Source organism: Nonomuraea sp. NPDC048916, from assembly GCF_040649575.1.
Lineage (GTDB): Bacteria > Actinomycetota > Actinomycetes > Streptosporangiales > Streptosporangiaceae > Nonomuraea.
Genome location: NZ_JBEZFS010000013.1, coordinates 161,352 through 174,545 on the forward strand (window position 1 = coordinate 161,352; position 13,194 = coordinate 174,545).

At 69.4% G+C, this 13,194-nt stretch carries 13 protein-coding genes; 4 read left to right on the forward strand and 9 right to left on the reverse strand.

Annotated features, from left to right (window positions below; translation table 11 throughout):
- Window positions 1-75: 75 nt before the first annotated feature.
- Window positions 76-201: a hypothetical protein gene (locus tag AB0C16_RS16455; RefSeq protein ID WP_357683420.1), complete on the forward strand. Its 126-nt coding sequence runs from the start codon at window positions 76-78 to the stop codon at window positions 199-201.
- A 28-nt stretch (window positions 202-229) separates the two neighbouring features.
- On the opposite strand, the gene AB0C16_RS16460 is transcribed toward AB0C16_RS16455, so the two are convergent.
- From AB0C16_RS16460 to AB0C16_RS16485, 6 genes are all read right to left on the reverse strand, one after another.
- A complete protein-coding gene (locus AB0C16_RS16460) occupies window positions 230-3,031 on the reverse strand; it encodes a cation-translocating P-type ATPase (RefSeq protein WP_357683422.1) in 2,802 nt (933 codons plus the stop codon).
- A 52-nt stretch (window positions 3,032-3,083) separates the two neighbouring features.
- Window positions 3,084-4,016, reverse strand: a complete 933-nt coding sequence (locus AB0C16_RS16465) for a LysR substrate-binding domain-containing protein (protein WP_357683425.1) — start codon at window positions 4,014-4,016, stop codon at window positions 3,084-3,086.
- A 103-nt stretch (window positions 4,017-4,119) separates the two neighbouring features.
- Window positions 4,120-5,112, reverse strand: coding sequence for a fatty acid desaturase (locus AB0C16_RS16470; RefSeq protein ID WP_357683428.1), 993 nt, complete (start codon window positions 5,110-5,112; stop codon window positions 4,120-4,122).
- 19 nt (window positions 5,113-5,131) lie between these two features.
- Window positions 5,132-5,431, reverse strand: coding sequence for a UBP-type zinc finger domain-containing protein (locus AB0C16_RS16475; RefSeq protein WP_357683431.1), 300 nt, complete (start codon window positions 5,429-5,431; stop codon window positions 5,132-5,134).
- 144 nt (window positions 5,432-5,575) lie between these two features.
- The gene (locus AB0C16_RS16480; RefSeq protein WP_357683434.1) at window positions 5,576-6,688 is read right to left on the reverse strand and encodes an AI-2E family transporter; all 1,113 of its coding nucleotides are present in this window, start codon (window positions 6,686-6,688) and stop codon (window positions 5,576-5,578) included.
- A 118-nt stretch (window positions 6,689-6,806) separates the two neighbouring features.
- Complete coding sequence (locus tag AB0C16_RS16485) at window positions 6,807-8,315, reverse strand: MFS transporter (RefSeq protein ID WP_357683437.1); 1,509 nt, start codon at window positions 8,313-8,315, stop codon at window positions 6,807-6,809.
- Between the two features lie 232 nt (window positions 8,316-8,547).
- Between AB0C16_RS16485 and AB0C16_RS16490 the strand changes: the two genes are divergently transcribed.
- Entirely contained in the window at window positions 8,548-9,057 is a 510-nt protein-coding gene (locus AB0C16_RS16490; protein ID WP_357683439.1) for a hypothetical protein, read from the forward strand.
- A 12-nt stretch (window positions 9,058-9,069) separates the two neighbouring features.
- On the opposite strand, the gene AB0C16_RS16495 is transcribed toward AB0C16_RS16490, so the two are convergent.
- On the reverse strand, window positions 9,070-9,360 hold the full coding sequence (locus tag AB0C16_RS16495) for a 4a-hydroxytetrahydrobiopterin dehydratase (protein ID WP_357683442.1): 291 nt from the start codon (window positions 9,358-9,360) through the stop codon (window positions 9,070-9,072).
- Between the two features lie 94 nt (window positions 9,361-9,454).
- Here AB0C16_RS16495 and AB0C16_RS16500 point away from each other — a divergent pair, with 94 nt between their 5' ends.
- Window positions 9,455-10,411, forward strand: a complete 957-nt coding sequence (locus tag AB0C16_RS16500) for a lytic murein transglycosylase (protein WP_357683445.1) — start codon at window positions 9,455-9,457, stop codon at window positions 10,409-10,411.
- Between the two features lie 72 nt (window positions 10,412-10,483).
- Here AB0C16_RS16500 and AB0C16_RS16505 read toward each other — a convergent pair whose 3' ends face one another.
- Together AB0C16_RS16505 and AB0C16_RS16510 are read right to left on the reverse strand one after the other, a co-directional pair.
- Window positions 10,484-10,927 (reverse strand): hotdog domain-containing protein, encoded by a 444-nt coding sequence (locus AB0C16_RS16505; protein ID WP_357683448.1) that lies wholly within the window; start codon window positions 10,925-10,927, stop codon window positions 10,484-10,486.
- Between the two features lie 3 nt (window positions 10,928-10,930).
- On the reverse strand, window positions 10,931-11,557 hold the full coding sequence (locus AB0C16_RS16510; RefSeq protein WP_357683451.1) for a helix-turn-helix domain-containing protein: 627 nt from the start codon (window positions 11,555-11,557) through the stop codon (window positions 10,931-10,933).
- A gap of 223 nt (window positions 11,558-11,780) precedes the next feature.
- On the opposite strand from AB0C16_RS16510, the gene AB0C16_RS16515 reads away from it, so the two are divergent.
- On the forward strand, window positions 11,781-13,160 hold the full coding sequence (locus tag AB0C16_RS16515) for a cytochrome ubiquinol oxidase subunit I (RefSeq protein ID WP_357683453.1): 1,380 nt from the start codon (window positions 11,781-11,783) through the stop codon (window positions 13,158-13,160).
- The last annotated feature ends 34 nt before the right edge of the window (window positions 13,161-13,194 follow it).

A 13,194-nucleotide genomic window follows, 5' to 3' on the forward strand; every position in this document is an offset into this window, starting at 1 on the left:
CTTACCCCTCATATTCCCGGCCACTTTGTGGTGAAATATGGCAGTAAAAGCTGATTAATCCCCGTGAGGTGCCCCATGTCCGAGTTCTTGGCCTCCGTGCTTGCCAAGGCAGCTTTCATGCTCCTTGAGGCGCTGATCATGCGCCTCGTCCATTCCTTCGTCCTGTCCACCCTGCGGCCCACCGGCCTCAGCCTGGTCTGACACCCCGCCGGCAGAGACCGCACGGCCATCAGCTCACCCGTTGGCCCGTCAGCCGCAGGATCAGCTTCCGGAGCTCGCCGGCCCAGAGCACCGTGCTCGCCATGGCGACGCAGACCAGCCACTGCCCCAGGGAGAGAGGCGAGGTCGTGAACGCCTCGTTGAGGAACGGAAGGTGGACCACGGCGACCTGCAGCACCGCCGACAGCGCGATGGCCCCCCACAGCCACGGATTGGCGAACAGCCCGTGGAAGGCGGTGCCGGTCTCGGACCGCGCGTTGAGGGCGTTGAACAGCTGGGCCAGCACGAGCACCGTGAAGCCCGCCGTCCGCGCGTTGTCCAGCGACTGCGAGCCCTCGATGAGGCCGCCCGGCAGGTAGAGATCGATGGTGACGAGCGTCGCCACCGCCATGACCAGGCCGATCACGATCACGCCGGCCCACATCCGATGGTCGATGACCCGCTCCTGCAGCGAACGCGGCGGGCGGCTCATCACGTCGTCGATCTCCGTGTCCACGCCCATGGCGAGGGCGGGGGCGCTGTCGGTCAGCAGGTTGATCCACAAGATCTGGGTGGCGAGCAGGGGGAGCACGATCGTGCCCTCTCCGTGGGACAGGCCGATGACCCCGGCGAGCACGACGCCGAGGAAGACGGTCAGCACCTCGCCCATGTTCGACGACAGCAGGTAGCGCAGGAACTTCTTGATGTTCAGGAAGATGTGGCGGCCTTCGCGGATGGCCTGGACGATGGTGGCGAAGTTGTCGTCGGCGAGGATCATCTTCGCCGCTTCCTTGGTGACCTCGGTGCCCGTGCGGCCCATCGCGATGCCGATGTCGGCCGACTTCAGGGCCGGCGCGTCGTTCACGCCGTCTCCGGTCATGGCCACCACCTTGTGGTCGGCCTGGAGGGCGTCGACGATGCGCAGCTTGTCGTGCGGGGTGACCCGCGCGTAGACCGACCTGTGCCGTACGATCTCGCGGAATTGCTCCTCGTCCAGCCGGTCCAGCTCCATCCCTGACACGGCGACCGCCTCCCGCTCGACGATGCCGAGATCGTGGGCGATCCGCGCCGCGGTGCGGGGGTGGTCTCCAGTGATCATGATGACCCGGACCCCCGCGCGGTGCGCCTCGGCGATGGCCGTCGCCGCCTCGGGACGCGGCGGGTCGATGATCCCGACCATGCCCGCGTAGACGAGGTTCTCCTCGAGTGACTCGTCGATCTCGGGCGGCTCGGTCACCTCCAGCGGCCGGTAGGCCACGCCGAGGGTGCGGAAGGCCTCGCCGGACAGGCGTTCGACGTCGTCGACGATGCGGGCCCGCGTTGAGTCGTCCAGCGGCTCGGCCGAGTCGCCGACCCGTACGTGGGAGCAGCGCCTGAGCAGCACGTCGGGGGCGCCCTTGGCGACCACCGCCAGCTTGCCGGCTCGCTCGGCGTCGGCCTCGATGCTGGTCATCATCTTGCGCTCGGAGGTGAACGGGATCTCGCCCACCCGCTGGAACCTCGACGTGCGCAGGGCACTCGTGCCGAGCTTCACCTCGGCGACCAGGAACGCGGCCTCGGTCGGGTCGCCCTGGACCACCCATTCGCCGTCCTCCTCGCGGAGGATGGCGTTGTTGGCGAGGCTCCCGCCGCCGAGCACGAACGCGGTCTGACGCCACAGGACGCTCCCTTCCTCCAGCGGCCGCCCGTCGTGCTCCATCCGGCCCTCGGGCCGGTAGCCGGCGCCGGTCACCGTGACCTCGCCCGCCGCGGTCACCACCCGCCCGATGGTCATCTCGCCCTTCGTCAGGGTGCCGGTCTTGTCGGAGCAGACCACCGACGCCGAGCCCAGCGTCTCGACCGAGGAGAGCTTCTTGACGATCGCGTTGTGCAGGGCCATCCGCTGCACGCCCAGCGCGAGCACCACCGACAGGATGGTGGGCAGCCCCTCCGGCACGGCGGCCACGGCGAGCGAGACCCCGAGGAGAAGGGCCGTGACGACGTCGTCGACGCTGTCGACCCCGAAGAACAGGAAGATGGTGGCGATCACCACCACGGCGATCACGATCACCGCGATCCCGAGCATCCGGCCGACGCGGGCGATCTCCCGCTGCAGCGGGGTGGGGTCCTCGTGGGTGGCGTGCAGCAGGTCGGCGATCTGCCCCATCTGGGTGGCCATCCCGGTGGCGGTCACCACCGCCCGCCCGACCCCCTGGATGACCGCGGTGCCGTTGAACACCATGTCGAGCCGGTCGCCGAGCGCCACCGGCTCGGGCAGCGTGCGGGCGTCCTTGAGCACCGCCTCGCTCTCCCCGGTGAGCGAGGCCTCCGACACCTTCAGTGTGACGGCCGACAGCAGTCGCGCGTCGGCGGCCACGGTGTCGCCCTCGCCCAGCACCAGGATGTCGCCGGGCACCAGGTCGCGGGTGGGCACCCGTGACTGCGCCCCGTCGCGCAGCACGGTCGCCGTGATGGCGCTCATCCGCCGCAGCGCCTCGACCGCGTGCTCGGCCTTGGCCTGCTGCCAGTAGCCGAGGACCGCGTTCAGCACCACGATGACGCTGATGACGATGGCGTCGAACGGCCAGCCCGAAGCTCCCTCGATGAGCCAGGCCACGAGCGAGATGACGATCGCCGCGAACAGCAGGTAGATCAGCGGGTCGCGGAACTGCTCCGCGAACTTGCGCCATTTCGGCACCGGTCTGGCGGACGTGATCTCGTTGGGCCCGGCCGAGGCCAGCCGGCGCGCGGCCTCATCCGCGGTCAGCCCCCGCTCGGGGTCCGTCCGCATCGACTCGGCCACGGTGCTCGCGTCGACGACCGACGGATCGAAGTCGATGGCTTCACTCGCCATGAGGCTTCCCCCTCTGCCGTCATCGTGAGAGATCTTCAGGGCACCGACCTTCCTACCCACCGACCTCGCTCCCCACGTGCGGATCGCCGGGTTCCAGCCAGCCGAGCCGCCGGGCGAGTCGCCTGGCGCTGTCGATCACGGCGGTGACGTGGGGGGAGGCGTTGGCCTCATGCCACAGGAGCGACCAGGGATAGCGGATGGCGGGTTCTGTCAGGGGTCGCCAGACGGTGCCCGGGCGGCTGGAGGTGCGGAAGGAGGAGGGGACGCACAGCAGGCAGCGGTGGTGCAGCACGAGGTCGGCCGCCGCGCGGGTGCTTTCGACGGTTCCCTCGTAGATGGTGGGCGCGAATCCGGCGGCGTGGCACAACTCGACGACGAACTGGTTGAACTCCGGCGTCCGGGCCTCCTCGCCGAGCAGCAGCACCTCGCCCGCGAGTGCGGCGACGGGCACACCGTCCAGGTCGGCGAAGGGGTGGTCGTCGGGAAGGAGCACGCCGAGAGGATCGAACCTGATCGGTTCGGAGGCCACCTCCGGCGGGGTCAGGTAGGCGCGTCCGATCCCGATGTCCAGCCGCCCGTCCGCCAGCCGCCGGTACTGCTCAGGAGTGCCCGCCTCGATCTGGTGGATCGTCAGGTCGGGATGGCGCTGCTGGAGCTCGCGCAGGATCTGCGGCATGGAGTCGTAGCCGGCGTCGATGATGCCCACACGCAGCGTGGGCGATGACGTCCCGGCGTTGCGCGCGGTCTGTTTGGCCCGTCCTACGTGGTCGAGGATCTGGCGCGCCTCGGTCAGGAAGGCCGTGCCCGCGGGGGTGAGGGCGACGTGGTGAGTGCTGCGGTCCAGCAGTCGCACGCCCAACTCGCGTTCGAGGCGTTGTATCTGCTGGCTGAGCGCCGACTGGACGATGTGCTCGCGGGCGGCCGCCCGGCCGAAGTGCAACTCCTCGGCCAGGGTCACGAAATAGCGGATCTGGCGTAACTCCATGCGTGCCACCCCTTTTCGGCCGGGCAGCGTTGCGAGCGGTCCTCCCCACTGTAGGCCCCCGCGGAAACCGGAGGCCCGTACGCGGAGGCCGGGATGACGTCGATCAGCCACTCGCCGGTGCGCGGGCCCGGTCGGCTCGGCGGCGTTCCATCCGCCTGGCATCGGGCCAGTGCACGTCCGTGGCGCAGCCGAACCGCTCGAACAGGCGGATCAGTCCGGCGGAGAGATCGACCTGGTGGCGGTCCATGCCGTGCCGGGCGCAGGCGGGCTCGCTGTGGTGGCCGTTGTGCCAGCTCTCGCCGAAGGAGAGCAGAGCCAGCGCCCACAGGTTGGTCGAGCGATCATGCTCGCGGGTCGTGAACGGCCTGTTCCCCATGATGTGGCAGAGGGAGTTGACGCTCCAGGTGACGTGCTGGAGCAGGGCGACCCGGACCAGGCCGGCCCACAGGAACGCCGTCAGCCCGCCGTACAGGCTCCCGCTGATCGCCCAGCCGGCCACGAACGGCAACGCCAGCGACGCGACGCAGAGGGCGGGGAAGGCACGGGCCACCCGCACCATGGCCGGATCCGCGAGCAGGTCCGGGGCGTAGCGGGTGACCGGAGTCTGGTCGGCGATGAACATCCACCCGAGATGAGCGTGGGCAAGCCCCCGAAGCTGCCCTCGCAATCCGGCGCCATACCGGTAGGGAGAATGTGGATCGCCTGGGCGATCGGTGAAAGCGTGATGTCGGCGGTGCACAGCCACCCAGTCGATGAGATTGCCCTGGAAGCTCATCGACCCGGCGACCGCCAGCACCACTCGCAGCCACGGGCGGGCGGTGAAGGATCGGTGGGTGAGCAGGCGGTGGAATCCGACGGTCACCCCGAGCCCGGTGAGCAGGTAGAACGCCACGGCGAGCAGGAGGTCGGTGAGCGCTCCCTCGGCGCCCCACGCCAGCCAGATCCCCACGCCCAGCGCGACGAAGGGCACGACGACGATCGTTCCCGTCAGTCCCGCCTGGACGCGGCTCGCCGGGACGTGCTCCCCGGCCTCGGGAAACGGTGATGAACCGTCGTAGTCCTCGCGGTGTTTCACCGCGTCCTCAGTGATACTCATGATCCTCTTCTCGTTCCGATCACACGGTTCGCTCGTGCACGTAGCACCAGCGCCAGGCCTTGCCCGGTTCCAGCTCGGCGACGACCGGGTGGTCGGTCTCCTCGTAGTGCCTCCTCGCGTGACCACCGGGAGAGTCGTCGGAACAGGCCACCCACCCACAGGTGAGGCACACCAGCAGGCGCGTCCAGCCGAGGCCCAGGGCCAGGCACTGCCCGCATTCCGGCGATCCGTGCTCCGCGGCCGGGACCATGTCCAGGTGATCGCAGCGCGGCGCCTGTCCGTTCAGACTCCCGCGTACGGTCACGCTCAGACCAGGCATGTCCAGGACCATCACGACCTTCCGAGCGAGTGGCGCGAGATGCGCCGACCGGTCGCCTCTAGTCAACGGGCCCGGCGGGGCGCCGGAAACGCGCAATCACAGCAAGCGTTATTGCCTGCCGTGATGACCACTGCGATGTCGGTCTCAGGGCGTGGGTGAGGCCGGCTCCCCGCCCGCCTGTCCGGGGTCGCCCTTGTCCGGTACGGCGTGCGCCGGCTCTTCCTGGTGCGGCGGTGCCGGTGGGAGGGCGGGCGGCTCGTCCCGGAAGAGCTCGGGTATCGACCGGTAGAGGATCGCGGTGATCGGCACGGCCACGACCGCGCCCGCGATCCCGGCCAGGATGCCGCCGACTGCGAGCACGATGATGATCGCCAAGGGGTGGAAGTGCAGCAGCCGGCCCACGATCAGGGGCTGGAGGACGTGGTTCTCCAGTTGCTGCTCGACGATCAGGATGCCGACGAAGATGAGCGCGAAGATCGGGCCCTTGGTGCCGAGGGTGATCAGTGTCGCGACGGCTCCGGCGAACAGGATGCCCACGATCGGGATGAAGCTGGCCAGGAAGATCAGCATGGCGAGCGCGGCCCAGAGGGGCACCCCCATGATCGCCAGCGTGATGCCCATGAGGACACCGTGCACCGCGGCCACCACCACGGTGCCCTGCACGTAGTGGGAGAGCGTCACCCAGGCGGTCCGGCCGGCCCGGTCGACCCGCGGCGCCGCGCCGCCGAAGGCCCTCAGGAACCAGGCCCAGATCCGGTCGCCGTCCTTCAGCAGGAAGAACGTCACGAAGAGCAGCAGCACGATGGAGGTCAGCACCTCGATCACCACCACGGTGCCGGCCAGCACCGTGGAGGTGATCTGCTGCTGCCGCTCGGTCACCATCTTGGCGACGTCGTCGACCCAGGTGCTGAGCTGGCTCGGCTTCACCTGGAGCGGGCCGGTGTAGAGCCAGGTCTCCACCGCCTTGGCGGTCTGCTGCCCCTGTTTCACCAGGCGGGGGAACTCCTCATTGCCCCGTACCCCGATGATCCATCCGACTCCGCCCAGTACCGCGAGCGCGACGAACATGGTGATCCACGTCGCGTAGATCGGCCGCAGGCCCGACTCACGCAGTGCCCTGGTGAGCGGGAACAGCAGCGCGGTCAGCAACAGGGCGACGGCGACCGGGAGCGCGACGAGCCGCATCGTGGCCACTATGGTGAACACGTAGTTGCCCACGACGCCGATCAGGATCAGACACGCGCACCACGCGGCCACCCTCGCCAGTGTGGGCGGCACGAGACCCCAGAGACGTTCCCGGTCCTGCTTCGCACGTTCCGGGCGGTGATCTCTGCTTACGATCTGCACACCTGCCTATTTCCCCGCAAATCAGGCATTAGACGCCGGAGCTCTTGGGGGCCCTCGCGAGCGGGCCGCGCCGCTGGGAACGGAGAAGGGTGATGACCAGGAGGGCGATGCCGGCCATCAGGACGGCGCTGACCGCGGCGGCCAGGTGGAAGCCCTGGACGAAGGCGGCGCGGGCGGTGCCGAGCAGCTCGGCCGCGAGCCGTTCGGGAAGGCCGTCGGCCACGGTCATGGCGGCGGTGAGGTTGTCGCGGGCGCTCTCGGGGACGGCCGAGGCGACCTCGCTCCGGTAGACGGCGGTGATGACGCTGCCGAGCAGCGCGATGCCGAGCGCGCCACCGAGTTGGGGAGCGGTCGAGGAGATGGCCGCCGCCGCGCCGGCCCGGTGGGGCGGTGCTGAGCCGACGACCAGGTCGGTGGCGAGCGCCATCATCGGGCCCAGGCCCGCGGAGACGATGACCGCCCCGGTCACGAGGACGGCGAGCCCGCCGGTCTGGGTGAGCACGAGGTAGCCGGCGGCGGAGACGGCCAGCCCCGTGCCGATCACCACGGGCGGGCGGATCGTGCGCGCCAGGCGGGGGGCCAGGAGGGAGCCGGCGATGACGCCGGCCGCCGAGGGCGCCGTCCACAGGCCCGCCTCCAGCGGCGACAGGCCGTGCACGAGTTGCAGGTACTGCGCGATGGCGTAGTTGGACCCCCACAGCACGAAGATGCCGAGCGCCAGGGTGGCGGCGGCCACGCTGAACGTCCGGTCGGCGAACAACCGCAGGTCGACGAAGGGTTCGGCCAGTCCGCGCTGCCTGCGCACGAACGCCGTGGCCAGCGCGAGCCCGGTCGCGATCGCGGCCGACGACGTCACGTCCAGGCCGCCGGCCGCGATCTGCTTGAGCCCGTACACGACAGGCAGCACCGCGCCCAGCGACAGCAGCGCGCTGACGATGTCCAGCCGCCCCGCGCCGGCGTCACGATGCTCCGGCAGCAGCAGCGGCCCCATGACGAGCAGCACCGCCATGAACGGCACCGACAGCAGGAACGCCGACCCCCACCAGAAGTGGTCCAGCAGCCAGCCGCCGACCAGCGGGCCGATGGCGGTCCCTCCCGAGACGCTGGCGACGATGACCCCGATGGCGACCGCCCGCTGCCGCGGGTCGGGGAACAGCGACGTGGCCAGGGACAGGGTGGACGGCATGAGGGTGGACCCGGCGACCCCCATGAGCGCCCGGGCGGCGATCAGGCTCCCGGCGTCGGGCGCGTAGGCCGCGAGCACGGAGGCCAGCCCGTACGCAGCCGCCCCGATCAGCAGCAGCCGGCGGCGGCCGATCCGGTCGCCCCAGACGCCCATGGTGATGAGCGACCCGGCGAGCAGGAAGGCGTAGATGTCCACGATCCACAGCAGTTGGGTGCCGCTCGCGCCCAGGTCCCGGCCGATGGCGGGCAACGCGAGGTTCGTGACGGTCAGTTCGAGCGAGGCGAGAAGGGCGGGCAGGGCGAGCACGGCGAGGCCGATCCACTCCCGCCTTCCCGCGGTGACGACGTTCATGATCTCAGGATGGAAGCTCAACTAAAGTTGAGGTCAACCCTCAGCTGCTCATCCCGCCGTCTCGATCGTGAGAGATCGCGATATTTGCTACCAACCTACTGGTAATACAGCTGAACACGGGGCCCATGGACCAGTGCCGCCAATGCGGGCGAAAGTAATTCAAGGTACGGCGGGAATCAATTGGCTTGAAAGCGGCGTGTTCCACACTCTCGCCAAGAGAGAGAGGAACCCCATGAAGGCCAGCCGTACGATCACGATCGCCGTCGCCACTGGAGCGCTCCTGGCAGCGACCGCCGCGGGCACAGTCACCGCCGCCTCGGCCGCCACCACCACCCCGACCACGACCACGACCGAGCAGAGCGCGCCGACCACCTGGGGACCGAAGTACGCGCCCGGCCAGCGGGCCGTGGCCAAGGGCAGCCTGACCAGCTCGGGCCTCAACAAGCAGACCATCCCCAACACCAGCACGGTCAAGGTCAAGGGGAAGGTCACCGACCTGACGCGTGGCAGTGGCTGCGGCTGGGCGGTCTTCCGCGTCACCTACCGCAAGTCCGACGGCAGCGTGCCGTTCAAGCACCGCAGCTACCTCGACTGCTCCTACGGCACGCCGAAGCCCTTCAGCTTCACCGACCGCAACGTGGCGCTGGTCGAGCTCAAGGTCTGCAACGAGCGCCGGGCGAGCGAGCCGTCGAACGTCTGCCTGTACGCCGGCACGTGGAAGGTCCTCCACTCCAACCTCTGACGCCCGGTGATCTCAGCCCCGATCGCGTGCCGCGCCGTCGATGACGTGGTCGATGTGCGCGGCCAGCTCGACGTCCTTGGCCGTCACCCCGCCCTCGCTGTGGGTCCACAGCCGGAAGCGGATGCCCTCAGGGGTGCGCTCGATCTCGGGGTGGTGGTCGAGCGCGTTCGCCTCGTTCATCACCGCCTCGCTCAGCCAGCGGTAGCTGTCGGGCGTGATGGCGATGTCCCTGACCAGGGCATCCTCCTCCAGGCGCCACCCCTCCAGGGCCGCCAGTGCGGTGTCGATCTCATCGTTGGTCAAGCGCATGGTGTCCCCCGAATCGTGTCGCCGCTCTCGCTGAGGGGCTACCACCGGTACGACCTTTCACACCCTCGTGCGGGTAGGTTGACCCGCTATGGGAGAACGCCCGGAGATCACCCGGTCTCGTGACCGGTGCCGCGCCCGTGCCAGGCTTCTGCCCGCGGTGGCGGTCGCCGTCCTCGTCGCCGCGGCGGGCTGCGGCGATCCAGCCCGTACGGCGGACACCGTCCCGTCGTCCGCGCCCGCTCCCACCACGGAACGATCACCCGCGCGAACCCCCGGACCACCGGACCTTCCCGCCCCCGACGCCAAGATCCCTGGCGACGCCGCGAAGCTGGCGGCGGCGCTGGAGAAGACCGCCGGCCGGCTGGCCGAGGCCGTCGACGCCTGGACCGCCGGCGGGGCGGCGAAGGGAACGCCTCCCGAGGAGGTCCGGCTCCTCGCGTTGCACCAGCAGCGGATCTACCGCTTCGCCGCCCGCCACCCCAAGGTGGCCGACCGGGCCTTCGCCCGGCTGCCGGCCGGGCTCGCCGCCCAGGCACGGGACAACACGGCCGCCATCCGCGAGTTGCTCTCCCTCGCCCGGCCGATCAAGGGCTCCGCCACGTTCAAGGTCCAGGACCCTCTACCGGCGGGCACCCTGCTCGGCCACTTCAAGAAGGCGGAGCGGCGCTTCGGGGTGGAATGGGAGGTGCTGGCGGCGGTGATGTTCGCCGAGACCAAGTTCGGCAGGGTGCGCTCGGCGAGCCACGCCGGCGCCCAGGGGCCCATGCAGTTCATGCCCGCCACGTGGAAGGCGTACGGGATGGGCGGCGACATCCGGAACGTGCGCGACGCCGTCATGGCCGCCGCCAACTACCTGCGCGCCACCGGCGCACCCCGCGACTACCGGCGGGCGCTGCACGCCTACAACCCGTCGCAGGCGTACGTGAACGCCATCCTCCTGCACGCCCGCCAGATCAAGCGCGACCCCAGAAACTACTACGCCTACTACAACTGGCAGGTGTACGTCATCACCACCACCGGCGAACGCCGCCTCACCGGGCCGTGACCCCCGCGTCCCGAGGCGGCTCCGAGACGCAAGGTGATCGTTCCGTGGCGTGCTAGCAGGCCATAAGTCTTGTCAGGTCGTCACCGGCTCTCTGACCAGGAGCCGGGCCGCCCGCAGGGTCTCGGCGGTGAACGGGGTCGGGCGGAACGTCGCCGGGTCGAGGTTGACATTGACGCGGTGCCCCTCCGCGTGCACCACGGACCGGTCGGGCGACAGCACGCGGAAGCCGTAGACGCCGCTCGTGCGGCCGATCCGGTCTATCCAGAAGTGCACCAGGGGCTCGCCCGCGCCCACGATCGGCGCATGATAGGTGATCTTGAATTCGCGTACGGCCAGGAACACGTCCCGGAACGCCGACACCGCCGGGTCGAAGTTCCAGCCCAGCTCGGCCCAGTAGGCGGAGATGGCGCGTTCGACCAGCAGGGCGTAGCGCGAGTTGTGGAGCAGGCCCATGGCGTCGAGATCGTCGAAGTGCACCTGGACGGGGACGTAGCGGCCGTCTCGGGAAGTGGTCAAGGGTCAGTCCTCCGGAAGGAGTGAGGGGTCGGTGGCGTGCGCGCGCAGCCGTTGCAGGACGGCGCGGCGGGCATGGGGCAAGGCGGTGTCGCGGCGCAGCAGCCGGATGTGGATCACGGCCGCCTCGCCGAGGGCCTCGATCTCGTACGCGAGCTGCTCGGGGTCGATGTCGCGCAGCTCGCCCAGCTCGATCGCCTTCTCGGCCTCTCCGCGCAGCAGCCCGAGCCAGTCGGTCAGGGCCCTGGCCACCTCGGTGCGCACCGGCCCGGGCCGGTCGTCGAACTCGACCTGGGCGGCGAAGAAGAAGCATCCGCCGGGCAGCACCCCGTCGGCGTAGAAGCGGAGCCGGCTCTGGTGCAGGGCGTAGAGGCGGCGCAGGCCGGAAGGGTGTCGCAGGGCCGGGGAGACCACGTGCTCGACCCACTGGCGGCGTGCCCGGTCGATGGTGTCGAGCTGGAGTTGCCGCTTGTCGCGCCAGTGGGCGAAGAACCCGGACTTGCTGACTCCGGCCACCTCCGCCAGCCGGCCGAGGCTCAGGCCGTCGAGCCCGTCGACCGACGCCAGCGACACGGCGTGGGTCAGGATCGCCTCCCGGCTGCGCTGCCCGCGAGCCTTCCGTCCGTCTTCCATGCCCGTGACGATACCAGAAATAAGACCGATCGATCGGTTATATTTCCTGCGTCGTCGCCGTCCAACTGCGCTGACCCGCCGGGCCTCGCGGGCCTGGTTGGGCGATTCCTGATCATCTCGAGGCGCTCTCTTGGGTGACTCCAGGCGACGGAGATCGCTTTTCGTGTGGTACGCCAGCGTGTTGTGACAAGATGTACGCGATCGGACACTTAGAGTCGTTCTCATGGACGCCTTGGATCTTGCGCGCTGGCAATTCGGGATCACCACCGTCTATCACTTCCTGTTCGTGCCCGTCACGATCGGGATGTCGCTGTTGGTGGCCATCCTGAACACCGCCTGGGTGCGCACCGGCAAGGCGGCCTACCTTCGCGCGACCAAGTTCTGGGGCACGCTCTTCCTGATCAACTTCGCCATGGGCGTGGTGACGGGCATCGTGCAGGAGTTCCAGTTCGGCATGAACTGGAGCTCCTATTCCAGGTTCGTCGGCGACATCTTCGGCGCACCGCTCGCGCTGGAGGCGCTCCTGGCGTTCTTCCTGGAGTCGACCTTCCTGGGGCTGTGGCTCTTCGGCTGGAACCGGCTCCCCAAACTGGTCCATCTCGCGTGCATCTGGGCGGTCGCGATCGGCACGACGTTGTCCGCCTACTTCATCATGGCCGCCAACTCGTTCATGCAGTGGCCGGTCGGCTTCAAGATCGACGGGCGGGCCGAGCTGGTCGACTTCGGCGAGGTGCTGACCAACAAGGTCCTGCTGGCCGCGTTCCCGCACACGATCATCGGCAGCTGGCTGTCCGGCGGGGCGATCCTCATGGCCGTCTCCGCCTGGCACGTGGCCAGGAAGAGGGACCTCGACGTCTTCCGCCCGTGCCTCCGGCTGGGCGCGGTCGTGGTGGTGCTGAGCGCGTTCGGCACCCTCGTCTCCGGCGATGTCCTCGGCAAGACGATGACCCAGACCCAGCCGATGAAGATGGCCGCCGCCGAGGCGCTCTACGAGACCGAGCAGCCGGCGCCGTTCTCCCTGTTCACCATCGGGACACTCTCCGGCACCGAGCCGGTCTTCCAGGTGACGATTCCGGGCGTGCTGTCGCAGCTGGCCACGGGCTCGTTCGACGGCAAGGTGCAGGGCATCAACGACATCCAGGCCGAATACCAGAAGAGGTTCGGCCCGGGCGACTACCGCCCCTACATCCCGATCGCCTACTGGGGCTTCCGGCTGATGATCGGCTTCGGGATGCTCGCGGCGCTGGTGGCGCTCGTCATGCTCTGGCTGACCCGTGGAGGTCACATCCGCGGCAGGAGATGGATGTGGAGAGCCGCCGTCTGGTCCGTCGCGCTGCCCTTCCTCGCGCACAGCTTCGGATGGATCTTCACCGAGATGGCCAGGCAGCCATGGATCGTCTTCAGCCAGATGAAGACCGCCGCCGGCGTCTCACCCAGCGTCGGCCCCGGCACCGTCCTCACCTCGCTGATCGTCTTCACGGCCCTGTACGGCGGCCTGGCCCTGGTGGAGCTCGGCCTGATGATCAAGTACGGCAGGAAGGCCCCGCCACCCGCCGACGGCGAGGAGCCGGGCGAGGGCGGCGAGATGTCGTTCGCCTACTAGGTCTTCGCCTACCGGGTCTTCGCCCACTAGGTCT

Coding starts and splice junctions, on each gene's coding strand:
- AB0C16_RS16455 (WP_357683420.1), top strand. CDS start 76: ATGTCCGAGTTCTTGGCCTCCGTGCTTGCCAAGGCAGCTTTCATGCTC.
- AB0C16_RS16460 (WP_357683422.1), bottom strand. CDS start 3,031: ATGGCGAGTGAAGCCATCGACTTCGATCCGTCGGTCGTCGACGCGAGC.
- AB0C16_RS16465 (WP_357683425.1), bottom strand. CDS start 4,016: ATGGAGTTACGCCAGATCCGCTATTTCGTGACCCTGGCCGAGGAGTTG.
- AB0C16_RS16470 (WP_357683428.1), bottom strand. CDS start 5,112: ATGAGTATCACTGAGGACGCGGTGAAACACCGCGAGGACTACGACGGT.
- AB0C16_RS16475 (WP_357683431.1), bottom strand. CDS start 5,431: ATGCCTGGTCTGAGCGTGACCGTACGCGGGAGTCTGAACGGACAGGCG.
- AB0C16_RS16485 (WP_357683437.1), bottom strand. CDS start 8,315: ATGAACGTCGTCACCGCGGGAAGGCGGGAGTGGATCGGCCTCGCCGTG.
- AB0C16_RS16490 (WP_357683439.1), top strand. CDS start 8,548: ATGAAGGCCAGCCGTACGATCACGATCGCCGTCGCCACTGGAGCGCTC.
- AB0C16_RS16500 (WP_357683445.1), top strand. CDS start 9,455: ATGGGAGAACGCCCGGAGATCACCCGGTCTCGTGACCGGTGCCGCGCC.
- AB0C16_RS16510 (WP_357683451.1), bottom strand. CDS start 11,557: ATGGAAGACGGACGGAAGGCTCGCGGGCAGCGCAGCCGGGAGGCGATC.
- AB0C16_RS16515 (WP_357683453.1), top strand. CDS start 11,781: ATGGACGCCTTGGATCTTGCGCGCTGGCAATTCGGGATCACCACCGTC.